The 22454-nt window shown below is 60.0% G+C and carries 20 protein-coding genes; 7 read left to right on the top strand and 13 right to left on the bottom strand.

What is annotated here, in order from left to right:
• Positions 1-22 precede the first annotated feature (22 nt).
• From ACQY1L_RS19980 to ACQY1L_RS19965, 4 genes are read left to right on the top strand one after another with little or no spacing between them, the layout of a single operon-like run.
• Positions 23-1366, top strand: coding sequence for an MFS transporter (locus ACQY1L_RS19980; protein ID WP_192087409.1), 1344 nt, complete (start codon positions 23-25; stop codon positions 1364-1366).
• A 17-nt stretch (positions 1367-1383) separates the two neighbouring features.
• Positions 1384-2352, top strand: a complete 969-nt coding sequence (locus ACQY1L_RS19975; protein WP_184655850.1) for a flavin reductase — start codon at positions 1384-1386, stop codon at positions 2350-2352.
• 25 nt (positions 2353-2377) lie between these two features.
• Positions 2378-3259, top strand: a complete 882-nt coding sequence (locus tag ACQY1L_RS19970; protein WP_062577822.1) for an MBL fold metallo-hydrolase — start codon at positions 2378-2380, stop codon at positions 3257-3259.
• A 39-nt stretch (positions 3260-3298) separates the two neighbouring features.
• Positions 3299-4423, top strand: a complete 1125-nt coding sequence (locus tag ACQY1L_RS19965) for a zinc-dependent alcohol dehydrogenase family protein (protein ID WP_430245807.1) — start codon at positions 3299-3301, stop codon at positions 4421-4423.
• 54 nt (positions 4424-4477) lie between these two features.
• On the opposite strand, the gene ACQY1L_RS19960 is transcribed toward ACQY1L_RS19965, so the two are convergent.
• Positions 4478-4762: a hypothetical protein gene (locus ACQY1L_RS19960; RefSeq protein ID WP_162759480.1), complete on the bottom strand. Its 285-nt coding sequence runs from the start codon at positions 4760-4762 to the stop codon at positions 4478-4480.
• 249 nt (positions 4763-5011) lie between these two features.
• Here ACQY1L_RS19960 and ACQY1L_RS19955 point away from each other — a divergent pair, with 249 nt between their 5' ends.
• Together ACQY1L_RS19955 and ACQY1L_RS19950 are read left to right on the top strand one after the other, a co-directional pair.
• Positions 5012-5602, top strand: a complete 591-nt coding sequence (locus tag ACQY1L_RS19955; protein WP_062577828.1) for a DUF4360 domain-containing protein — start codon at positions 5012-5014, stop codon at positions 5600-5602.
• Positions 5603-5660: 58 nt separating this feature from the next.
• Positions 5661-7052, top strand: a complete 1392-nt coding sequence (locus ACQY1L_RS19950; protein ID WP_430262121.1) for a DUF4360 domain-containing protein — start codon at positions 5661-5663, stop codon at positions 7050-7052.
• An 80-nt stretch (positions 7053-7132) separates the two neighbouring features.
• On the opposite strand, the gene ACQY1L_RS19945 is transcribed toward ACQY1L_RS19950, so the two are convergent.
• From ACQY1L_RS19945 to ACQY1L_RS19930, 4 genes are all read right to left on the bottom strand, one after another.
• Positions 7133-10261, bottom strand: coding sequence for an efflux RND transporter permease subunit (locus tag ACQY1L_RS19945; RefSeq protein WP_430262119.1), 3129 nt, complete (start codon positions 10259-10261; stop codon positions 7133-7135).
• A 30-nt stretch (positions 10262-10291) separates the two neighbouring features.
• Positions 10292-11404, bottom strand: a complete 1113-nt coding sequence (locus ACQY1L_RS19940; protein ID WP_430245801.1) for an efflux RND transporter periplasmic adaptor subunit — start codon at positions 11402-11404, stop codon at positions 10292-10294.
• Between the two features lie 53 nt (positions 11405-11457).
• Positions 11458-11742, bottom strand: a complete 285-nt coding sequence (locus ACQY1L_RS19935) for an EF-hand domain-containing protein (RefSeq protein ID WP_113111390.1) — start codon at positions 11740-11742, stop codon at positions 11458-11460.
• 233 nt (positions 11743-11975) lie between these two features.
• Complete coding sequence (locus ACQY1L_RS19930; protein ID WP_430245798.1) at positions 11976-13874, bottom strand: mechanosensitive ion channel family protein; 1899 nt, start codon at positions 13872-13874, stop codon at positions 11976-11978.
• Positions 13875-14078: 204 nt separating this feature from the next.
• Here ACQY1L_RS19930 and ACQY1L_RS19925 point away from each other — a divergent pair, with 204 nt between their 5' ends.
• Complete coding sequence (locus ACQY1L_RS19925) at positions 14079-14426, top strand: hypothetical protein (RefSeq protein WP_082476433.1); 348 nt, start codon at positions 14079-14081, stop codon at positions 14424-14426.
• Positions 14427-14500: 74 nt separating this feature from the next.
• Here the strand turns inward: ACQY1L_RS19925 and ACQY1L_RS19920 are convergent, their stop codons facing one another.
• From ACQY1L_RS19920 to ACQY1L_RS19885, 8 genes are all read right to left on the bottom strand, one after another.
• Positions 14501-16018, bottom strand: a complete 1518-nt coding sequence (locus tag ACQY1L_RS19920) for a sensor histidine kinase (protein WP_430245795.1) — start codon at positions 16016-16018, stop codon at positions 14501-14503.
• A gap of 382 nt (positions 16019-16400) precedes the next feature.
• Positions 16401-17075, bottom strand: coding sequence for a response regulator (locus ACQY1L_RS19915; RefSeq protein ID WP_062459961.1), 675 nt, complete (start codon positions 17073-17075; stop codon positions 16401-16403).
• A 40-nt stretch (positions 17076-17115) separates the two neighbouring features.
• The gene (locus tag ACQY1L_RS19910; protein ID WP_430245792.1) at positions 17116-17337 is read right to left on the bottom strand and encodes a hypothetical protein; all 222 of its coding nucleotides are present in this window, start codon (positions 17335-17337) and stop codon (positions 17116-17118) included.
• Entirely contained in the window at positions 17334-18404 is a 1071-nt protein-coding gene (locus ACQY1L_RS19905; RefSeq protein ID WP_430245790.1) for an ABC transporter ATP-binding protein, read from the bottom strand. The genes ACQY1L_RS19910 and ACQY1L_RS19905 overlap by 4 nt, the downstream gene beginning before the upstream one ends.
• Positions 18401-19228, bottom strand: a complete 828-nt coding sequence (locus ACQY1L_RS19900) for a carbohydrate ABC transporter permease (RefSeq protein WP_062577842.1) — start codon at positions 19226-19228, stop codon at positions 18401-18403. The genes ACQY1L_RS19905 and ACQY1L_RS19900 overlap by 4 nt, the downstream gene beginning before the upstream one ends.
• Complete coding sequence (locus tag ACQY1L_RS19895; protein ID WP_430245787.1) at positions 19225-20127, bottom strand: carbohydrate ABC transporter permease; 903 nt, start codon at positions 20125-20127, stop codon at positions 19225-19227. The genes ACQY1L_RS19900 and ACQY1L_RS19895 overlap by 4 nt, the downstream gene beginning before the upstream one ends.
• 118 nt (positions 20128-20245) lie before the next feature.
• A complete protein-coding gene (locus ACQY1L_RS19890; protein WP_113111394.1) occupies positions 20246-21481 on the bottom strand; it encodes an ABC transporter substrate-binding protein in 1236 nt (411 codons plus the stop codon).
• Between the two features lie 78 nt (positions 21482-21559).
• Positions 21560-22426, bottom strand: a complete 867-nt coding sequence (locus ACQY1L_RS19885; RefSeq protein WP_430245987.1) for a sugar phosphate isomerase/epimerase family protein — start codon at positions 22424-22426, stop codon at positions 21560-21562.
• Between the last annotated feature and the right edge of the window lie 28 nt (positions 22427-22454).

The following is a 22454-nucleotide window of genomic DNA, read 5'->3' as shown; positions in this document are numbered from 1 at the left end:
TAACAGCTCGGGGAGGAGCTTCATGGCCACGCAAACATCCGACATCCGCAAGGTCGCACTGGCGAGCTTTATCGGATCGACCCTGGAATGGTACGATTTCTTCATCTTCGGTACCGCCACGGCACTCGTCTTCAACAAACTGTTCTTTCCGGAATTCGACCCGGTCACAGGTATGATCGCAGCCTTCGCGACCTTCGCCATCGGGTTCATTGCCCGGCCTCTCGGAGGCATCGTGTTCGGCCATTTCGGTGACCGGATCGGCCGCAAGGCGATGCTGATCCTCAGCCTCACCATGATGGGCGGAATCACATTTCTGATCGGTCTTATCCCGACCTACGCCGTCCTCGGCGTCGGGGCGCCGATCCTGCTTACCGTGCTTCGCTTCCTGCAGGGCTTTGCGGTTGGCGGCGAATGGGGCGGAGCGACCCTGATGGTCGTCGAACACGCGCCGAACAAGACGCGCGGCTTTTTCGGCAGCTGGCCGCAGATGGGCATTCCGGCGGCCCTTCTTCTTTCGTCCGGCGTGATGGCGCTTGTCGGCGGATTGACGACGCCCGAGCAGTTCATGGCCTGGGGATGGCGCTTGCCCTTCCTGTTCAGTGGCATCCTTCTCGTCTTCGGTATCTTCCTCCGCAGACGCCTCGCGGAATCGCCAAGCTTCCAGAAGCTGAAATCCGGTGGCGAACGCCAGCGCCTGCCGATCGTGGACGTGCTGGGCAAGCATGGCAAGAAGACAGCGCTTCTGGTCGCCTGTCAGGCCGCGGAAAACACCAGTTTCTATATCGTGGCGGTGTATTCGCTGGTCTATCTGACGACGGTCGTCGGCATCGACCGGGCGACGGCGCTTAATTCGCTGATGATCGCAGCCGTCTTCTGCTTTATCGCCCAGCCCCTGTTTGCCGGACTTTCCGACCGGATCGGCCGCAAGCGGGTGTTCATGGGGGGCATGATCTTCAACGGCCTCTTCATCGTGCCGTTCTTTCTTCTCATGGATACGGCGAGCGTATTCTGGATCACCGCTGCGATGACCCTGTCCATCATCTTCGGGCAGGCCACGACGCAATCCACCCAGCCCAGCCTTTTCGCCGAGCAGTATGGGGCGTCGGTCCGCTATAGCGGCGTGTCCGTCGCCTATCAGTTCGCAACCGTGCTCTGGAGCGGACCGACGCCGATGATCGCAGCCGCGCTCTGGGCCTGGTCAGGGAGCTGGATACCGCTTGCCTGCTACATCATCGCCGCCGCCTGCCTGTCGGTCGTCACAATCATTCCGTTGCGCGAGGCGGCCGGTGCCGATCTCGAGGACGAACAGAGCGGCTCGCTGCCCCAACCGGCATCACCCGCAAAGACCATTCATCACCATCAATAAGACAGGGAGCAATCACCATGTCCAACGACCCCCGCATTCTGCGTAACGCGCTTGGATCCTTCGCGACCGGCGTGACCGTCGTCACCACCCGATCCGCGGACGGGCAGGATATCGGACGCACCGCAAACAGCTTCAGCTCGGTGTCGCTCGATCCGCCGATGATCCTCTGGAGCCTTGCCAAGACATCCTCGAGCTTTGACGATTTCCGGCAGGCGGGCCATTTCGCAGTTCACATCCTGTCAGCCGAACAGAGCGACATCTCCGGTCTTTTCGCCAGCAAGAAGGAAGACAAGTTCGAGGGGCTGACCGTGGAGAGGGGAGACGGCGACATCCCGCTGCTTAAAGACTGCGCTGCCCGGTTCGAATGCCGGACCGCCCATCAGTATGAAGGCGGGGACCATATCATTTTCGTGGGCGAGATCACCGGGTTCGAGCATTCGAGCACACCGCCGCTGGTCTTCCATGGCGGGCAATACGGCCGGCTCATTCGCCACGCCGGCGAAAACACCTCGTTTGAGAAAACGGAAAGCAGTCTTTCGCCCGATGATTTCATCTACCAGATCTCACGGGTCTTCTACCAGATCCGCAACGACGCGGTGGTTGAACGCCGGCGGCGCGGATGGAGCGGCGCGGACTATGCCGTGCTGACGCTGCTCGGCCATGAGGATGGCAGGACACTCGACACCATCAGCGAGATCGGTCGCTCCCGCGGAGACGAGATTACCGACGAGACGATGGCAAAGCTCGAGGCCGAAGGGTTGATCGAGATCGACGGGACAGGACCACGGCGTGCGCATCTGACGGGCGCGGGACGCAAGGCGATGATGGAGATCGTTGCCATGCTGAAGGCTGCCGAAGCCGACTGCCTTGCGCTTCTCGACGAAAACGAGGTCTGGGTGCTGAAACAGCTGCTGAACCGGCTTGCGACATCGACTGATTCCGGTTGGCCTCCGGTCCGGCAACAGGCAGCTGTCGCGAGCGCGTGAGCAGGCCCGAACTTCGGAGATTTTCATGACCCGTTTTGCCATTGGAGACATCACGGTTTCGGCCATATGGGAGCTGGAAGATACATCGTTCCGGATGAAGACGTTCTTCCCTCTCGTTACGGACGAGATCCTCGAGCGCGAGCGTTCCTGGCTTGCACCGGCTTTCTACGATGCCGATAGCGATCGGATCAGGCTCAGCATCCATGCCTGGCTGGTCGACACCGGCCGGCACAAGATCCTGATCGATACCTGCGTCGGCAACGACAAGGAACGGCACGCTCGCACCCAGTGGTCCAACCTTTCGACCCCGTTTCTCGAGCGTCTTCGCGCAACAGGCGTTGAGCCCGAGGACATCGATTATGTCTGTTGCACCCATCTCCACGCCGATCATGTCGGCTGGAACACAAGGCTGATCGACGGACGCTGGGTTCCGACCTTCCCGAATGCCAAGTACATCTTTGGCCGCACAGAGTACGATTACTGGGCCGAGAAATACGGCTCCGATCCCGGCGGCCATCATCTTGCAGCCTATAGCGACAGCGTTCTGCCCGTCGTGGAGACCGGTCAGGTCGTGCTGGTCGACGATGGGTATGAACTGGATGGCTGCCTCACGTTCAAACCGGCGCCGGGCCACACGCCTGGCCATGTCGCGATATGGCTGCATTCCAATGGCCGCGAATGCGTGTTTTCAGGCGATATCATCCATCACCCGATCCAGCTCAAATATCCGCAACTGAGTTGCATGGGCTGCGAAAATCAGGCCCAGTCCGCGCTTACGCGGGCAGCATTGCTGGGCGATATCGCCGACACCGAGACTATGCTGATGACGGGGCATTTCCTGGCGCCGCACGCCACGCAGATCGAAACCGACGGCGGAAGTTTTCGCATGCGGTGCAGACAATGCTAGTTTTCACGCGCCGCATTCCAGATTCCAGAGAGGTATGACATGAAGATCCGAGCCGCAACGCTTCGCCAGACAGGCGCGAGCATGCCTTATGCAGAGAGCAAGCCGCTTGAAATCGCCGAGCTGGATCTCGATCCGCCGGGGCAGGGAGAGGTGCTTGTGCGCATTCGTGCCGCAGGGCTCTGCCACTCGGATCTCTCGGTGATCAACGGAAGCCGGCCGCGACCGCTGCCGATGGCAATCGGTCACGAGGCCGCGGGCGAAGTGGTGGAGCTGGGTGAAGGTGTCGACGATCTCGAGGTCGGCGATCACGTCGTGCTTGCCTTTGTGCCAAGCTGCGGCCACTGCCTTCCCTGTGCGGAAGGAAGACCGGCGCTCTGCGAACCGGGCGCTGCAGCAAACGGCAAGGGCACACTACTGACAGGCAGCATCCGCCTGAAATCGCATGGCGAGCCGGTCCATCATCACATCGGTTGCTCGGCTTTTGCCGAACACGCGGTCGTGTCGCGCCGCTCGATCGTCAAGATCGACAAGGACCTGCCGTTCAACGAAGCAGCGCTGTTCGGCTGCGCGGTCCTGACCGGCGTCGGCGCGGTGGTGAATACGGCGAAGGTCCAGGCAGGCCAGACCACGGTAATCATCGGCCTCGGCGGGGTCGGGCTTGCTGCTCTGCTGGGAGCTATTTCGGCGGGTGCGGCGCAGGTCATCGCCGTCGACCTCTCGGATGAGAAGCTGAGCATCGCCCGCGATCTGGGCGCCACGGCGACATTCAATGCCCGCGATGCGGACGCGGTCGATAAGGTTCGGCAGCTCACCAATGGCGGCGCCGATTTCGCTTTCGAGTTTGCCGGTTCCGAAAAGGCGCTGGAGAGCGCCTACAGGATGACACGGCGCGGCGGGACGACGGTGACAGCCGGACTGCCGGCACCCACCGCGACGCTTCCCCTCAACATCGTCAGTCTCGTCGCCGAGGAGCGAATGCTGAAGGGCAGCTATATCGGCACCTGCGTCCCCGTCCGCGACATTCCGCGCTACGTTGCTCTCTACAAGTCCGGGCGCCTGCCGGTGAACAAGCTTCTCAGCGGCGAGATCCGGCTCGACGAGATCAACGAAGGTTTCGACCGCTTGCACCGAGGCGAAGTGATCCGGCTGGTTGTTCAAATGTGACGGCGGGCTTGAGCGGTAGAGACGATCACCATCGGGCGTCGCTCGGCGCGAATCCTATGTCGTCGCCGTGCCCGGTGTGGACAGCTTGAACGACATTCGAGGAAATCCATCGCATGATGCCGTCGAGGAGCGGCATCCTTTCGGACGATAAAGCCGCTGATAACCGCCATCAATCGCTTTTTGCCTCTGCGCGCGCCGGTGTTCGGCAGCCCGCGAGGATTGAGATGGTCCGGCTTCACTGGAACGGATGGATGGTGCCGTCGCAGCGCAACTCGACAGGCCAATGCCGAGGCTGACCGCCAGAGCTGAAAGACGCAAAGTTGTGCCAATCCTGAACATCTGAATCTCCTCGGTCAGTGCTTTTTGCTTCGATGGATCCGGTTTCTCGCGCAAAGTGATTGGATTGCCTTAATTAGACCTACGAAAAGTACCTTCACCGCCACTTTTAGTTAAAAATCTTTTAACTCTCCTACTGACATTTGGCATCAGGCGAATGACTCCGACATGAATGTCCCACTCAGGAGAAGTTCAGCTCACTCGCGTCATGCCGCTACCGAACGCCACGTTCGACAAAATTTGAGGAACCCCATGAAAACCGCAGGTCTCTTGCTCGCATCTCTCCTTATGGCCTCGGCCGCCCAAGCAGACGATATCTCGCTTGGCACACCAGGCTATGGCGGAAGTGGTTGCCCTTCTGACAGCGTATCGGCGACCATCAGCCCTGATGGAAAGGCTCTCAGCCTGCTGTTCGACAACTACATTGTTGAAGCCGGCGGTGATACCGGCAAATCCCTGGACCGCAAGACCTGCAACGTTGCCATACCGGTCCATGTCCCGCAGGGTCGCAGTGTTTCGGTCCTCGCGATCGATTACCGCGGGTTTAACCAGCTCCCACGCGGCGCGCGCTCGCAGTTCAATGTGGAGTACTTCTTCGCGGGCAGAAGTGGTCCGGCATTCACAAAAACGTTCAACGGCCCGGTCGAGAAGGATTATCTGATTTCAAACAAGCTCGTTGCGGAATCACTGATCTGGTCGGCGTGCGGCGAGGACGTAAACCTGCGCACCAATTCCAGCATCCGCGTCAATACCACGCGCAAGCAGGAGGCCATGGCGACAGTTGATACGCAGGACGTGAAGGCAGCGATCGTCTACCAACTTCAGTGGCGCGACTGCCGCTAAAAAGGAAAATCCGGGGCAGCACGGTCGCTGCCCCCCCCGATGCCGGGAATATTTTGTCATGCGTATCCGCCGTTTCCTCCCGCTGCTTGCTGTGGTCAATTTCTCTATTCCAGATCTGGTGCTCGCAGCAGACGGATGCGCTGAAGGGACATACTCGCGCGTCCGATCACCCGACGGCAACGCGACCAGTTATCTGTTCGACGATTTTTCGGCGACAGCGGGCGGTGCCTCCGGTATCCGCCGCGCCACGACACGCTGCTCGCTCAGCGTACCGGTGACACAGCCGGATGGTCACTCAGTTTATGCGATGGACTATCGCGGCTTTGTTTCGACGTCGGAAGGGCAGGCCGTGTCCATTCAAGCTCTCAAGGATCGGATGGAGATACTGAAATACGAGGCGTCCGGCCCAGTGGATGCCGACGTCGCGGTTGGTGGCAAGGTCGGGGTCTCGGGATCGAGCACACTCGACCTTACAGTGCTCCTCACATCCGCCGGGCCCTTGGACGATGAGGCCCAGGACGCAATCCTGTTCCTCGATACCATCGATTTCGCTCGCCTCGGCTTCACCACAACCCGCTCCGTGGTGGACTCGATGAACCAGATTGCACATCAGCGGCAGTCCATTGCACTCGATCTTTCTCAAACAGCACTAACGCTGTTAGGCCAATCCGAGCGCTTCGACAGCGGAAGCTATGTCTCTCTCTCGGGCAACAGTGACGCGGCGGCGGGCTTTAACGCTCGCTGGGAAGCTGGCAGCGGCTTCAGCCTGCTTGGGGGCGCAACACGCGTCAGCGCGAGCGCGTCGGACGCTCTCTCGGACGACCTTGCGCTCTTTGCCGGAGGTATCCGATACACGACTGCGCCGGCAACATGGCGTGCTTTCGGGGAGGCTGGCGCATGGGGATCGCCCGATGTTTCCGCGTCGCTCACCCGAAGCTACATGAACATCGATGAGATGATCCAGACCGGGGGTGCGACATCTGGATCGTTGTTTGCGTCCTACGCTCGGGTTGGTGTCATCTACGCGCCCGACGATACCAACGAACTGGCGCTGTCGACCCGTTTCGCTCGATCCTGGCTCGACCTCGATGGCTATGGGGAAGACAAGACCGACAATCTCTTCGCCGCCAGGATGGGATCCGGCTCAACGATCACTGACAGTCTCGGCGCCGAATTAGCTTGGAGCCGCAAGCTCGATGAGCGGTTCGACCTGACGCTTTCACTGGGTGTAGGACGCACGTCCGCAGACAAGAAGGGCGTAGAAGCCTCCGTCGACTGGGTCGGCGATGTCAAGGGCAGCACAGAGGACCAGAATTATGCGGCGCTTGGCGGACGCATCGGGTGGATGGTTACCGAAAAATGGCAGGTCAACACCTCTGCCGCAGCAACGTTTCGCGAAGACGCCGATCCTGTATGGAGCATCGGCGGCCAGCTGAAGGCGTCGTTCTAGGTCCCCGCAACGAAAGCGCTTACGTGGAGGTTCGGTTTCATGCGAACGACTTTACAAGGCTCTCTGCTTGCCGGCCACAGTTAGCTTGAAACTGGAACGCGACGTTTGAAGCGCTCTTCCATTCTCTGCATGACGACGAAGAGCGACGGTACGAAAACGACGGTCAGGCAGGTTGAGCCCATCATGCCGGTCAGAACCGCGAGCCCGATCGACTTTTGCGCGCTCGCTCCCGCCCCGGTCTGCAGCACGAGCGGCACGACGCCGAGGATGAAGGCGATCGACGTCATCAGGATCGGTCGAAGCCGCGTGATCGCAGCCCTTATGGCCGCATCCACGGTCTCTGCGCCGTCATGCAGCCGCAGATGCCGCGCGGTTTCAACGATCAGGATCGCGTTTTTGGCCGACAGTGCGACGAGCAGCACCAGACCGATCTGCGTGTAGAGGTTGACGGCGGCATTGAGCGACAGCAGCGTCGTAGCCGTTCCGATCAGCGCAAGTGGGACGGTCGCGATGACGCTGAACGGTGCGTACCAGCTTTCATATTGGCCAGCCAGAACGAAATAGACCAGAAGCAGGCTCAGGCCGTAGACCAGATAAATCTGTCCGCCGAGTTCTCGTTCCTGGTAGGACACAGCCGTCCATTCCCGTTCGAAACTGTGAGGCAGCAGCGACTTTGCGATCCCGTCGAGTGCATCGAGCGCCTGGCCGGTCGAATAGCCTTGCGCCTGCGAGCCGATGATTTGAGCGGATGGATAGAGATTGTAGAGGCTGATCAGCGCAGGCCCGGTGGCCAGCTTCACATCTCCGATCGAACCCAGGGGCACCATCTGGCCGGAGGCGCCGCGCAGCCTGATCCGCTCCAGGTCGGCGACTTCGGCGCGCCTCGAGGCGTCTGCCTGCAGGTAAACCTGGAAAATGCGGCCGAAGAGGTTGATCTGGCCGGAATAGGACGATCCGATGTACTGGCTGACAGCGTCGTAGGCCCCGCCGACATCGATCTCGGCGCGCTGAGCCTTGCTTCGGTCAATCGAGACGGCGAATTGGGGGGCGTCGGCACGGAACGGACTGAAGGCTTCGCGGAATGTCGGATCAGACCCTGCTGCACGGGCGATGCTGGCCGCCACTTCTTCCAAAGCCGCATAGTCGAAGGCGCCGTCACGGGCCTCTACCTGCATGGTGAAGCCCGCCGCGTTGCCGATACCCTGGATCGGAGGCGGCGGAAGCACGAGCGCCTGTCCGTCCGGGAGATCGGCAGTCAGGCTCCGCGGGGATGTGTAGAGCGACAACAGGTCATCTCCCTGTTGTCGAAGGCTCCAGTCCTTGAGGATCAAGTAGAGGACACCCGCGTTGGAAATGCTGGCATTGTTGTTGAGGGCGGAAATGCCGCTGATTGCGACCGCCGTTTCAACGGCATCCAGCTTCTCGACCCGCCCGCGTAGGTTTTCGATTGCGCGGCGGGTGCGCTCGAGCGACGCGCCCTCGGGCAACTGGACAGATACCAGAAAATACCCCTGATCCTCGATCGGCAGGAAGGCCGTCGGCACCTGTGTCAGCAGGGAGAGCGAGAGCGCGACCAACAGCAGTGCCACCAGCGAGACTGTCACACTGAAACGGGCCATGATCCTCACCAGCACTGCATAGACCCGTTCGACGGCGTCGTAACTTGCGTTGAAACCGCGGTAGACGATGTTCTTGCGCGGCTTCAGGGCATGTGGTTTCAGCCATAGGGCGCATTGGGTCGGCTTCAGGGTCACGGCGTTGACCGCGCTGATCAGGGCCGTGGCGGCAATGACCAGCGAGAACTGGCGATACATTTCGCCACTGAGGCCAGGCAGAAAGGAGGCCGGGAGGAACACGGCAAGCAGCACAAGTGTGATGCCGATGATCGGGCCCATCAACTCGTCCATGGCAAGCGCCGCCGCCTCCCTTGGCGTTTTTCCATCATCGAGATGGCGAGCAGCGGCCTCGACCACGATGATTGCATCGTCAACCACGATGCCGATGGCAAGGATGATGGCGAACAGGGTGGAAAGATTGATGGAGAAACCGAACAAGGCCAATGCGCCGAAGGCGCCGATGATGGTGACAGGCACCGTGGTGGCAGGCACCAGCATCGCGCGCCAATCCTGCAGGAAGATGAGGATGACAACCAGCACGAGGAACGCGGCTTCCACCAGGGTGTGGTAGACATCATCGATGGCGGCCTTGACGAACAGCGTCGTGTCGAACGGCACGGAGTGGCGAAGCCCTTCGGGGAAGTCGGTCGACATGACCTCCAGTTTTGCCTTGACCGCCGCTACGACGTCGAGCGCATTGGCCTCGGGCAACAGAAAGAGTGCGAGGCCTGCCGCCGGCTTTCCATCGAGACTGAAATCCTGGCTGTATTGCTGAGCACCCAGCTCTACCCGTGCCACGTCGCGCAGGCGCACAAGATCACCATTGTCATTTGCGCGCAGGACGATGTCTTCGAAGGCCGCTACATTGGCGAGCTTGGAGTCGAGCTTCAGCGTGTACTGGAAATCGCGTCCCTCCGGCACTGGTGGAAGGCCAAGCTGGCCGGCGGACGATGTGCGGCTTTGCTGACGGATCGCGTTGTTCACATCTGACGGCATGAGACCGCGTGCCGCCATCAGGTCCGGATCCATCCAGATGCGCACCGCATAGTTGCCGGCGCCGAAAACCGAAACACTACCGACGCCGGGGATGCGAGCGATCTGATCGATCAGGTTGATGGTTGCATAATTGGTCATGAACAGGCTGTCATGATCCGGGTTGTCGGAGGTGAGTGCTACAATCGCCAGAATAGCCGTCGAGCGCTTGGCCGTCTGCACGCCTTGTGCCTGTACGGCATCCGGAAGGGAAGGCGTCGCACTCGCCACACGGTTCTGCACCAGGATCTGCGCCGCGTCGGGATCGGTGCCGATCGCAAAGGTCACGGTGAGTGCGTAGGTGCCGTCACTGGTGGAGGTCGATTGCATGTAGAGCATGCCCTCAACTCCATTGACCTTTTGCTCGATCGGCAATGCCACATCCTGGACGATCGTCTCGGCGTTGGCGCCGGGATAGCGTGCCGTCACCTGCACCGAGGGCGGTACGACATTCGGATATTGTGCGACAGGCAGGCCGACCAGCGCCACCAGACCGAGTATGACGGTCAGGAGCGCGATCACGTTCGCAAGCACCGGTCTATCGATAAAGAACCTGGCCATCCTGGGGCATTCCCTGTTTCTGTAAGCAGATCAATCGAGTGCCGTCACGACTTCGACGACTTCTCTGGCACGCAACCCAGCCCCGCCCTTGACGATCACGCGGTCGCCCTCCCTTACGCCGTGGACAACTTCCCGTCGGCCACCGGCGGTTTTTTCTCCGAGCGCGACCTTGACGGTTGCGACCCTGCCTTCGGCATCGACGATTTGAAGCGTTCGGCCCAACTGGGAATTGCCGATCGCGGCTTCCGGCACGGTCAATGCCTTGCGCGTGACGATCGGGACTCGGACGCGGGCAAACATGCCCGGCGATAGCAGGCGTTGCGTGTTGGCAATGACGCCGCGAAGGGTCATGGTTCCAGTCGCGCTGTCCAGCTCGGGGGCGATGTAGTCGAGATATCCACTGTAAGGGTAGGTCGCGTCACCCTGAAGACCGGCTTCAACTCGGATCGCCCCGAGGCTCCTCAGGTCTATATGGCGCTCAGCCATCGCGCGGCGAATGGCGATTACCTGCCGCTCATCGGCCGAAAAGATTACGTGGAGCGGGTCCGGTACGACCAGCGATGCGAGCTTCGGAGCCGATGCGGGATTGATAAAGGCGCCGAGATCGGCCGCGCGTGCGGATAGGATACCGGCGAAGGGCGCCTTCACTTCCGTGTAGCTGAGGTTAATGTCAGCACTTCGCACCTTGGTCTTGGCTGCTTCGACCTGTGCCTCGGCTGCCAGTCGCTGTGCCACGGCCGATTCATTTGCGCTTTGTGATACGACCTGCTTGGCAGAAAGTCCTTCCTGCCGGGCCGCGTTTGAGACGGCCTGTTGCAGGTTGGCCTGTTGCTGACGCAGTTCTGCCTCGGCAGCTGCGAGGCTGATGCGATAGGGTTCGGGCTCTATGAGAAAGACGACGTCACCTTTTCGCACGGTGTCGCCGTCATTGAAGTTCACTTTCTCGAGCGTACCGGAGACTCGGGCGACGAGGTCAACCTGGTTGACCGCGCGGAACGTTCCTGTCGTCTCCAGGTACAGCGTCACCTCGACGAGGGTAGGTGCCTCGACCATGACTTTCCGCTTCTCGGCCTGGGCGCGGGTCTGCCCGACCCAGCCAATCAGCAGAGCTGCGGCCACCAGGGGCAACAGTGCATGTTTCATGGAAAGATCCTTCCCTTGCGCATGTCGTGGCAGGCCTGCTCAGGGAGCGGCAGCTATTTCAGCGACTGCAACTCGTTCGGCGTCAGGAGTCCGTTCTTGTCCTTGTCGATCCGGCCAAACGCCAGGTTGTAGCGACCGGCCTGCTTGACCTTGAGGGCTATCGGCTTTCCGGACGCGGCCATCGTGTCGATGAAAACCTTGAATTCGGGTTGGTCCAGCATCGTGTCGGCGTTCTTGTCTGCGGTCATGAAGGCCTCCTGTTGCGCATAGCCGCTCGAAGCGACGGCGAGCCCCCCGAAGACGATCAGAACAGGGGTGATCAGCTTAACGTTTGCCATTTCGATCTCCTTTGAGTGTTGCGATATCCGCCAGGTTGATCCCTGTGTCGGGAGCCTCCTGCCGGGCGGACGCGGTCAGCAGTCCATTCTTCAGTTGCGGAACTGCCAGCATCAGCTAATCCGGACCAATTCTTCGCGACGAGGCCGCAGGACCTGCTCCAAGGGACTGGTCAATGTCCCTACGATGCTGGACGGCACGATCAACCAAAGGCTGCAGTGAAGCCATCCCATGTTCATGGGGTCTGCACCTCGTCCAGTGTGCCAGCCACCGGGGCTGCCGTGGCGCGCCTCTCAGCAAGAGAGACGTGGACGCCATCTGGCGCGCGATCGAAGCCGGAGGCTTCGAGCACTTCAAGCAGCAGAGAGCGGATCAGGGGAAGGGCGGTCACCGCTGCGGCACGCGCCAAATTGAAGCTCAACACCAGCTCCCTGGTCTGCAGATGGGCTTCAGGCGGGCTGATCGCGATCTTGCCGACGATATCGGCCTGAAGCCTGGTTTCGCTTCGAAGGGTCGACGCCGCCAACCGCAGTAACCGCGCGTGCCCGACGGCGTCCGTGTCGTTCTCCAGTCTCAGGCTAACCCGAGCGAGGACGAGTCCGCGACTGCGGCTGACAACGGTCTCGATCTGGCCGTAGGGAATTGTATGCAGCCTGTCATCCAAGCCGCGCAGTCTGAGACTGCGGATCAGTATCTGCTCCACCCTGCCGGGAGTGGAGTCGATCTCAATCTCTTCGCCGAGCCGGAACGCATCGTCCAGCATCCAGAAAATGCCCGATATTACGTCCTTCACCAACGCCTGGGACCCGAGACTGACCGCCAGACCGAGAATGCCGGCGCCGGCTATGATGGGAGTGGTGTCGACCCCCAGAACCGACAGGGTCACGAGCGAGAAAATCGATCCGATGAGCCCCAGCAAGACCACACGAAGGATCGGCAGAACCGTTGTCATACGCGCAAGGTGCAACTCCGCGTCTTCCAGCGAGGTGAGAGCCTCCTTCGGCATCATGCGCGACTCTACCCATGCGTGGGTAACCGCGGCGAGTACGGCAGCGAGCACCAACACCAAAAGCGAAAAATTGATCTGCCGCGAGTAATGCGGCCAATCCTGTTGCGGGATGACCGCAAGCGTGCCGACCAGCCAGTACTCGACGATCAGCCTGAGGATGACAGCTGCCGCCAAGGCATCGATCACCACCCGCACCACGAACAGTCGACGCATCACCTCGGGCTTGCGCGACAGCTGGATCGAGAGGGCGATCGAGCGATCGAAGGCCAGCGCCAGCATAAGGGCGATCGTTGTTCCCTTGATGCCCTGGTACAGGTCAAACTGCTGCATCAGCCAGCCCCATATCCACAAGCCTGACACCAGCAGGATCATCCAGGCGGCGACCATGTGTAGCCGCGGCGTCAGGCCGTGCCGGCGCAGAAGATGCAGTAATCTCAAAGCCGCCGCCGTCATGGCAAACGCGCCGAGTATCGCCAGCAGCCGCACCGAGTTCGGCGGCATGCCGACGCGGGCGGCTGCTGCCAGAAGGCACACCATCAGGTATCCGCACGCCAGGATCACGGCGCTTCGCCGAAGTCCTTTTTCCGCGCCGCTCTCGTCCAGCGGCAGAAGCCGCAATTGAGGAGTGCGGGGCGAAAAGACAATGCCTAGAAAGGTAATGGCAGACAGCCAGTAGATGACGGAAACGAGAAACTCCCTGGCAAAGCCGTCCCCGAGCGGATCGGCGCTCAGCAGTCGAACGGCTATTGCGCGCCCCACTGCGATGGCGGCCAGCAACGGCACAAGGCTCCAGGCCGTCCGTTTCAAGACGGCGAGGAATGGGACGCGTTCGCGCGCGGCAGCCTCGCGTCGGCCTCTCAGACCGTAACTGCTGAGCAGAAAAATCAGCATGACGACACCGCCGGCGCCAAGGCTGAGGGCAAGAACCCTGGGCGCCGAGGTCATGGACACCGTGCCCGCCCATAACAGTTCCTGATCAAGATGTGGCAGGGCGAGCGCCGTGTCCACCAACGCCGTCTCGAGACGATCGAAGACCTGCTCTGCGCTGACGATCCAGTCCGCGACGTTGACGACAGACTGATCGGGGGCCGGGGACGGGCCTGTTGCAGTCGCGGAGACGTCCATCGTGCCAGTCCCGTTCGCACTTGCAGAGAAACTACGGCTCGCCGGGCAAACCGGCCTGGCGAGCAACCGATAGTTTCAACCATTAGGTGCGTTTAAGATGCGCATCCACCCCATGTTCATGGCGTATTCGCGGCACCGGAAACGGGCATGATGGGGTCAAGCCGGTATCCGTCGGCGCAGTTCAGAATCCGGGAGACATTCGCCATGAAACATCGCCCAAATGGTTTCAAGGCCGCATTGGCCCTTACCTATCTTGCCGTGCTGGCAGCTCCAATTTTCACGGCCGCGCCGGCGGCGGCCGTCGTGTATTGCAACGCCGTCGGCGTCCCAAAAGGCTGCGTGGTGCGCCCCCCGGCCGCGGTGGTCGTCTACTGCACGGCGCCGGGGGTTCCGCTTGGTTGCGTGGCGCGTCCCGTGGCAAGGACCGCGATCTATTGTACTGCTCCGGGCTTGCCAGTTGGCTGTGTCCGCAGGCCGGGCGTTCGCGCACCCGGTCTCGGTGTCGCGCCGGTCAATCGTGGTGGCCCGAGGAACCGTCTCGGCATCAGATAGTCCAGGCGATGAAAGTGTCTCCGCGCTCGGTTCCTATGACCTTATCCGCGCGCTCCCCGCTGGCATCAGCCCCCTTAGCCGGCTTCGGGGAAGTCGGCGGGTAGCAGCAGCGAGACCGTTGTGCCGAGCGGTGCGCTTGTGACGGACAAGGTCACATCGCAGAGGGCTGCGCGCTTTTTCATGTTGAGCAAGCCTCGGCCCTGCACCGTCCCCGCCCCATTCACCGCATCGACCGCAAAGCCGCAACCGTTGTCCCTGACGGAGATCTGGCCCCTCGCGTCGCCGTCGGGGCCAGGTATGGTCTCGATCATGATCGTCACGATCGATGCGCCCGAGTGTTTGATCGCATTGGTGACAGCTTCGTCAAGCAGCCTGATCACCTGGATAACGTGCCTTGGACGCAGGCCCGGATAGACGGGAAGTCCGTGTGGCGACTGCACGCTCCAAACCAGCTGCATGTCGTGGGCGCGCAACTGGCCTGATATCCGCTCCCTCCAGGAGCCAAGGGCAAGCATGAGGTCGCCATCGATCTCTTCCATTGCGTTGATGACCAGACGAAGATCGCGCAGCGCAGCGCGAGCGGCATCTCCGATTGTATTCGTTGTATCTCTCGGCTGTTCGGCAAGAGCGACGATGCTGACGAGTTGCCCGCCCAACCCGTCATGCAGGTCCCGCATCAATCGCGTCCGCTCCGAGGCCAAAGCCGCCGCCCTTGCGCGTTCTTCTTCGCGGGAAAAACTTGCCCTGAGCTTGACCTCGGCCTCCGATACTTGCTTCACCAACCGGTCGGCGAAACTGTCGGCATCATTCAAAGCCTGGACGAAACGCCAGGTCAGCCAGACTCCGATGACGATCAGGACGATCGAATAACCGAACCAGCCGATAAAGATCCGTTCACCCGGAATGAGCCGGCTGACCGTCAGGATATCGTTCAGGGCGCACCCCAGCATGACTGAGAATACAGGCGCCATTATCAGCGCCTTTCGGTTTCCGCGCAGAGCTGCGTTGCCCAAAAGGAGGCAAGCAACGGCGGCGCAGAGAGCAATCGTTGGTGGCCCTAGCGGCAGGAAGAGTGCGTGAAGTAAATCATGCTGTCCCGTAAGGCCCGCAAAGGCAATGATAATGCCGGGTACGAATGTGAGATGAAGCCATCGCGGTGGCGGCATGTCGATGAAGCGCACGATGAAGTGCAGAACCAGCGGCGCTTGCGTAACAACGGCAGCGCCGACGAGGCCGAGCGTCTGTGGCGATGCTGGCATCGAGACGAAATACTGAAAAAAACCGATCAGCATGGCGAGCGCAAGCAGCCCATAGCTGCGATCGTTCCGGCGGTTGATCCAGATCAGGCCGAGGATCGCTCCCAATGTCGCCTGTCCGGCAACGAGAATGAGTGGCAGGGTCTCGAACATGATCGACCGCTGATCGTGAACCGGTCTCAGGACCTTGTCCGGACCGGCATAAACGCTGTCCAGATAGCCGCCGACCGGCCCCCATGTGACGAGGTGAATGATCAGCTCATTGCGCCCCTCATGCAGCAGGCTTTCCGGAATCGTCGCTATGGCGGACGTATTGCGGTCGGGTCTGCGGCTCATAACATTCCGGTGCGTATCGTGGATCATTGAGCCGTTAACCTCGAATTGTACGCCCGTGGTAAAGCGCGGCACGAAAATGCTCCATGCCAGATCTTTCTGTGTGGTCGGTCGTTCGAGTGAGACGCGATAAATCGCGGAGGAGGTTGCATCTTCGGAGACGGGCCGAAAGTCCGGGAGGTTCACAGAACGGAATTGGCCTGTCGCGTCCTGGAGCTCAACGCCGCTCAGTTCATAGACCGCGGGAGGCAGGGGCGGGCCGATCTGGCGGGCCAGGATGCAAAGGACGATGATGACAGGTTGCAGCGCCAGGTACAGCAGCAGACAGCCGATCCTGCCACGGGGTCGAGCCATCCTTCCAACTTGGTGAGCGGCAGCTTTCATCCTAAAGCTTTATCAAGCCCTGCTGCAAGGCTTCGAATACGGCCTCACCGCGGGTATTCACCTCGAGCTTGCGATAGATGTTCTTTATATAGCCGGGAACGGTCTGGCGTGAAATACCCAGATAATCCGCGATGTCGGCGTAGCTGAAACCCTTGGCGATGCCCCAGAGAATGTCGATTTCGCGCGCTGTCAGCTTGGCGGTATTCAAGTCCGTCCCGACGACGGGATCCTTGACGCCTTGGGTCCGTTTGACGATGAAACGGGCAATCGAGGCCGAGATTGGCGAGTGGCCCCGCATAAGATCGCGCACCGTGTCGGCGATGTCGGTCAGCAGAGCGTCCTTCAGCAGATAGCCGTTGGCACCGAGTAAAATAGCCGAAATGACGCTTTCTTCATCGCCCAGGATGGAGATGACCAAGATCTCGGTGGTCTGGCTATGCTGCCGGACGTCGCGGATCAGGTCCATGCCATGGCCATCGGGTAGCTGGAGGTCAGTCAGAAGCACATCAGGGTAACCAGACCCCAGCACTTGGCGCGCCTCCGAGAGCGTTCCCGCCTGAAGAACCGAAAATGCGGAAGCGTCGGACAGGCCGTCAGCGATACGCTGACGTGTTGGTCCATCGTCCTCGACGATGACAACGGATATAGGTCCGGCTCTCTCCGTTTGGGTGTTCAAGATAACACTCGCTTTCAGGCCTCGGCTTGGCCAGAAAGGATTATTGAGCAAATTCCCAAACCGCGCCAGCCATGAACATGGGGGTGTGGCGGGTCAGAATTGGCGGACCGCAAAGGGAAAATGCGGAGAAGAAAGCCGCAGCGGAAAAACAACGGTGCCAGCTGCGCTCAGCAAAACCGGCCAGAGCGATTTCTGCAAGCCGTCGGACGCGGCCATCCGGCTCAAGCGCACGGTTACGCTTGTCGCCATAGGCATCAATCATTCAATCCGACTGTCCGTTTCCGCATCGAACAGATGAATGTGTTCCTGCTGGAAATTCAATCCGACGGTTTGACCGCCGGTTATTGGAACTCGTCCATTTACGACGACGACACATTCGGGCGTCGTTGCCGTTGTGACGAAGGTCGTTGACCCTGTCGACTCGACCAAGGCCACTGGTGCTTCCAACAAACCCTTGCCGTCTTCGGCGATGGTAAGATGTTCGGGCCGCAGACCGACGACAAGATTTCGATTGGCCGGAATGGTTCGGTCGAGACCGATCGTCTGTGGCCGGCCAAGATCCAGAATGAGGCTTTTTCCATCCGGTCCAGTCGTTGCCGGAATGAAATTCATGGCCGGCGATCCTATAAATCCGGCAACGAACCGGTTGACCGGACGGTCATAGAGTTCAAGTGGCCGGCCCTGTTGCTCGATCACGCCCTGGCGCATGACCACGACGTGATCAGCCATTGTCATCGCTTCGATCTGGTCGTGCGTGACATAGACCGAGGTCGCGCCAAGCCGGTCATGCAGTGCCCTGATTTCCTTGCGCATATGGACACGCAAGGCGGCGTCGAGGTTGGACAGTGGCTCATCGAACAGAAAGGCCTTGGGATTGCGGATAATGGCCCGGCTCATAGCGACACGCTGTCGCTGTCCGCCGGAGAGTTCGCGGGGATAGCGATGCAGCAGGTCCGACAGGCCGGTAATGGCGGCCACGTCCTCTGCCGCCTTCTTCGCTTCCGCCTTCTTGGTGCCGCGAATGCGCAGGCTATAGGTGAGGTTTTCCTCAACCGTCATATGCGGGTAGAGCGCATAGGACTGGAACACCATGGCCAGATCCCGCTTGCGGGGCGGTACATTGTTCATGCGGTCGCCGGCAATAACCAGGTTACCTTCGGAGATCGATTCAAGCCCTGCGAGGGCGCGCAGAAGCGTTGATTTGCCACATCCGGACGGTCCCACCAGGGCGACGAAAGCGCCTTTGCGAATGGTGAGGTCGATGTTCTTCAGCGCGTGATAGGCACCGTAATATTTGTTGACGCCCGACAATTCAATTTGATTGGTCATTTGAGAGCTCCCGATGTGAGGCCGGAAACGATGCGGCGCTGCAGAAGGACGAAGATGGCAAGGATCGGGGTTACGTACATCGTTGCGTACGCCATGATGTTGTTCCATTCGCTGGTGTTTGGGCCCATGAACGAGTTGAGACCGACACTTGCGGGCTGCAATTCGATGTTCTGGATCATCGACTTCGAATAGACGAACTCGCCGAATGCCTGCATGAAGATGAGGATGGCGCTGACAAGGATACCGTTGCGGGCAAGCGGGAGCACGATGTTGAAGAAGGCACCGATGCGCGAGTTGCCATCGACCAATGCGGCCTCCTCAAGCTCCATCGGCACAGCCATGAATGTCGCCCGCACGAGAACCACGAAGAACGGCATGCTCTTTGCCGCTATCGCCAGAATGACGGCAAAGCGCGGGTAGTCCAGCAAACCGACTTGGGAGAACCCGACGAAGATCGGCGTGATCATCAGCGATGCGGGCAGAACCTGCAGCATCAGAATGAGGAACAGGCCCACATCCACCCAGCGGTTACGGTACCGCGCCAGTACATAGGCACAGCCGGTACCGAGAACGGCGATGAGCGCCACCGATCCAAAGGCGATCAGCGTTGAGTTCCACAGGTAGCGGCCCATGTTCCGGCTTTCCCAGACATACGCGAAGGTGCTCCACTGCGCTGTCGATGGCCAGAAGCTGGGCGGGGTGGCAAACATCTCCGAGCCCGTTTTGAGAGCCGTGACGTACATCCAGTAGAGCGGAAACAGGTAGATCGCCGCCATGATGATGGCGATGGCGAGCATCAGGCGGTTTCGGTTGGTTTCAGTCATCCGCGCACCTCATGACGGGTCGAGCGCACATAGACGATAGCCGCAAACATCACGAACACAGTCATGATGACCGAGATCGTGGCACCTTTGCCAAAGTCGTATTGCCGGAAGGAGAGGTCCCAGGCCCAGTATTGGGCGACATTGGATGAGTTGTTCGGCCCGCCATCCGTGATTGCCGCGAACAGATCGAACTGTTGCAGTGTGAAGATAAGCCCGAGCGAAATGATCGCGCCGATGGTGGAGCGCATCATGGGCAGTGTGATGGTCCAGAAGCGCTGCCAGGCGTCTGCACCGTCCAGCTCGGCTGCTTCATAGAGATCGCCGGGTATGGCGGAAAGACCGACGGACAGAAGGATCATGTTGAACGATGTACCAAGCCATATATTGGCGAGCACGACCGCCCAGAGCGAGAAATTGGGGTCTGAGCGCCAGAAGATATTGCTGTCGATCAGGCCGCTTTCACGCAGAAAGAAGTTCAGGACGCCAAAGTCCCCCGAGAGTATCCAGTTCCAGATCGCACCGACGACCAGACCCGGCATGACCCAAGAGACCAGAAACAATCCACGAAGCCACGATGATCCCGGAAAGTTGACCCAGAAAAACAGCGCAAGGCCAAACCCGATGAGAAACTGGCCAGCGATGGAGCCGACCACGAAAATGACGGTGTTGAAGAGAATAGGCAGGGTTTCGGGCTGCTTGAACAGATCGATGTAATTCTTGAAGCCGACGAATGGCCTGATGATGCTTCCCAGACTGAACATGTCCACTTCCTGAAAGCTCATCAGGATATTGTAGAGCAGGGGCAAGCCCGCAAGAATGAACAGGAAGGCAAAGGGAACTCCGGCCAGGCCAATGTCGAAGCCGCGGCCGTCCGTGATGCTGGAAAGTATCCTTTTCATGGAAACCCCATAAGATCCGGTGTGGAGCTGTCCGCTCTTGACGAACGAGACAGCTCCTTCCGGGAGGAAAAGGTGGATGGCACGAGTGCCATCGGCTCCTGAGAAAGGCAGTCCTGCCTCAGCCTTCGATAAGCTTGATCTTCTCTGCAGCCTGATCGAGCGCGGCCTTAGGCTCCATCTGTCCGGTCAGCGCCGCCTGGACGGCATCCTGAATTGCCTTGGAAATCTTCGGCCATTCTGGCGAAGGGCCGCGTGGCTTGGCATATTTCAGCTGTTCCACGAAGGTCTTGAGGGCCGCATCCTTGAGCGCATTTCCGGTCGGCGGGATCGGCAGGTCGGAACGGGCAGGGATCTGGCCGAAATCCTTGTACATGGTGACGTCTTTGGAGGCGAAGAACTCAAGCGCCTTGAACGCCTCTTCCGGATGTTTGGTGTTGGAGAAAATCGCCCAGTTGTAGTCGCCCATAGCGGAAGAGCGCTCGGCACCTTCCTGCGGGACTGGCAAGAGCGCGGTTCCCCAGTCAAACTTGGCATCGGTCACCATGCGGTCGATTTCCCAAGGTCCGGATATCGCCATCGCCGCATTGCCCGCATTGAAGGTTGCCGTGGAATCCCACTGGCTGCGCGTCAACGTATCGGGAGATGTCATTTTGCCGTCGAGCAATTGCTTCCAGATCGTCAGCGCCCGGACAGCCCCATCACTGTTGATGGACTTGTAGGTGGCGCCGCCCATCTGTGCCCAGGGCAGGAACTGGAACGTGCCTTCCTCATTGGCTTTGGCCGAGAAGGTGATGCCGTAAACATTCTTGGATGGGTCGGTCAGCTTCTTGGCGGTCTCGAGCAACTCGTCCCAGGTCTGCGGCGGCTTTTCCGGATCGAGGCCCGCGGCTTTGAACAGATCCTTGTTGTAGTAAAGCGCGATCGTATTCGTCGCTTTCGGCACGCCGTAATATTTTCCGTCCCAGGTGGCGGAGGCGAGCGGGCCGGGGAAGTAGTTTTCCGGCTTGATCGTGCTTGAACCGGCAATCATGTCGGTAAGGTCCAGAAATGCCTTGCGGGACGCAAACATGGCATGATTTGGGTTGTCGATTGCGATAATGTCAGGTGCTTTACCGGTCGAATAGGCTCGCATCGCCTCGCTGACCACATCGTCGAACTGAATCTGGCGATATTCGATCTGGATGCCGTTCTTCTGGGCGTTGAATTCCTTGATGAGATTGGGGGCGGGCTGAATGTCGCGGTCGAGCGACCATAGCGTCAGCTTGACGTCTTCTGCCTGAGCGCTGAGCGCAAAGAGCGATGCAGTTGCTGCAAACGCCGTAGCGATGGCGATCGTATATGTTCGGATACCCATATTGTCCTCCTTTGTGGTTCTCCGGAATGCACTTTCGCGCGGCGCGGCCTCCTCCTTGCCGCGCCAACATTGAACGATCTAAACCGGGTCGACGACGAAATCGCCGCCGCGCGCCTGTTTCAGGTGATTGAGACCGTGAACCTGTCCGGTCATCTCCAGTCCATCCCGATAGACCGGGTCGTGCCAGCCTTCGATGTCGATGGAGCCGGACCAGCCCGCCAGTCGTAGCTCGGAGATGATGTCCGTCCAGTTGCTGTCGCCGAAACCGGGTGTGCGCATCAATACGAACGGATGTTTGCCGAAAATGCCATGTTCGCGAATGACGTCCCACCGAATGGTCGCATCCTTGCCGTGGACGTGAAAGATCTTCGAAGCCCATTTGCGGATCTGCGGCAGTGGGTCGATGAGGTAGACCATCTGATGGCAGGGTTCCCACTCAAGCCCGATATTGTCATCGGGGGTCTCGTTGAACATCAGCTCCCAGGCATCCGGATTGTGAGCGATATTCCAGTCGCCCGTCGCCCAGTTGCCGTCCATGGCGCAGTTCTCAAAAGCGATTTTCACACCCTTGTCCGCCGCCCGCTTGGCCAGCTCACTCCAAATCTGCTTGTAACGTGGAAGGCTGTCGGGCAGGGGCTTGTTGCGGATGCGGCCAGTAAAGCCGGCAACGCACGTCGCTCCAAAATGGTGGGCGTTGTCGATGCAATCCTTCCAACCCTGCAACGTCTGAAGGTCCATGTCGGTCTCTTCGAGCGGGTTACCGAACATGCCAAGTGTCGACATCGTAATGTCGCGATCTCCAATCGCCTCGCGGCAGCGCTTGCCGAGCTCGGCAATGTCCTGACCATTGGTCGTCTGCCAGAAAAAGGGCTCGAAACTTTCAAACCCAATGTCGGCGATCTGCGCAATGCGTTCTGCAGCCTGCCCCTTCGAGGCGCTGACCATGGTGCCGATGCGAATGGATTTTTGCTGC

The organism is Neorhizobium sp. DAR64862/K0K3, from assembly GCF_050500185.1.
GTDB lineage: Bacteria > Pseudomonadota > Alphaproteobacteria > Rhizobiales > Rhizobiaceae > Neorhizobium > Neorhizobium soli.
The sequence above is the reverse complement of the archived record's forward strand: the minus strand, read 5'-3'. Positions and strand labels throughout refer to the sequence as shown.

What these genes read in the sequence shown, in the direction of transcription:
- ACQY1L_RS19980 (WP_192087409.1), top strand. Translation starts at nt 23, where the DNA reads ATGGCCACGCAAACATCCGACATCCGCAAGGTCGCACTGGCGAGCTTT.
- ACQY1L_RS19975 (WP_184655850.1), top strand. Translation starts at nt 1,384, where the DNA reads ATGTCCAACGACCCCCGCATTCTGCGTAACGCGCTTGGATCCTTCGCG.
- ACQY1L_RS19970 (WP_062577822.1), top strand. Translation starts at nt 2,378, where the DNA reads ATGACCCGTTTTGCCATTGGAGACATCACGGTTTCGGCCATATGGGAG.
- ACQY1L_RS19965 (WP_430245807.1), top strand. Translation starts at nt 3,299, where the DNA reads ATGAAGATCCGAGCCGCAACGCTTCGCCAGACAGGCGCGAGCATGCCT.
- ACQY1L_RS19960 (WP_162759480.1), bottom strand. Translation starts at nt 4,762, where the DNA reads ATGTTCAGGATTGGCACAACTTTGCGTCTTTCAGCTCTGGCGGTCAGC.
- ACQY1L_RS19955 (WP_062577828.1), top strand. Translation starts at nt 5,012, where the DNA reads ATGAAAACCGCAGGTCTCTTGCTCGCATCTCTCCTTATGGCCTCGGCC.
- ACQY1L_RS19950 (WP_430262121.1), top strand. Translation starts at nt 5,661, where the DNA reads ATGCGTATCCGCCGTTTCCTCCCGCTGCTTGCTGTGGTCAATTTCTCT.
- ACQY1L_RS19945 (WP_430262119.1), bottom strand. Translation starts at nt 10,261, where the DNA reads ATGGCCAGGTTCTTTATCGATAGACCGGTGCTTGCGAACGTGATCGCG.
- ACQY1L_RS19940 (WP_430245801.1), bottom strand. Translation starts at nt 11,404, where the DNA reads ATGAAACATGCACTGTTGCCCCTGGTGGCCGCAGCTCTGCTGATTGGC.
- ACQY1L_RS19935 (WP_113111390.1), bottom strand. Translation starts at nt 11,742, where the DNA reads ATGGCAAACGTTAAGCTGATCACCCCTGTTCTGATCGTCTTCGGGGGG.
- ACQY1L_RS19930 (WP_430245798.1), bottom strand. Translation starts at nt 13,874, where the DNA reads ATGGACGTCTCCGCGACTGCAACAGGCCCGTCCCCGGCCCCCGATCAG.
- ACQY1L_RS19925 (WP_082476433.1), top strand. Translation starts at nt 14,079, where the DNA reads ATGAAACATCGCCCAAATGGTTTCAAGGCCGCATTGGCCCTTACCTAT.
- ACQY1L_RS19920 (WP_430245795.1), bottom strand. Translation starts at nt 16,018, where the DNA reads ATGAGCCGCAGACCCGACCGCAATACGTCCGCCATAGCGACGATTCCG.
- ACQY1L_RS19910 (WP_430245792.1), bottom strand. Translation starts at nt 17,337, where the DNA reads ATGATTGATGCCTATGGCGACAAGCGTAACCGTGCGCTTGAGCCGGAT.
- ACQY1L_RS19905 (WP_430245790.1), bottom strand. Translation starts at nt 18,404, where the DNA reads ATGACCAATCAAATTGAATTGTCGGGCGTCAACAAATATTACGGTGCC.
- ACQY1L_RS19900 (WP_062577842.1), bottom strand. Translation starts at nt 19,228, where the DNA reads ATGACTGAAACCAACCGAAACCGCCTGATGCTCGCCATCGCCATCATC.
- ACQY1L_RS19895 (WP_430245787.1), bottom strand. Translation starts at nt 20,127, where the DNA reads ATGAAAAGGATACTTTCCAGCATCACGGACGGCCGCGGCTTCGACATT.
- ACQY1L_RS19890 (WP_113111394.1), bottom strand. Translation starts at nt 21,481, where the DNA reads ATGGGTATCCGAACATATACGATCGCCATCGCTACGGCGTTTGCAGCA.
- ACQY1L_RS19885 (WP_430245987.1), bottom strand. Translation starts at nt 22,426, where the DNA reads ATGGTCAGCGCCTCGAAGGGGCAGGCTGCAGAACGCATTGCGCAGATC.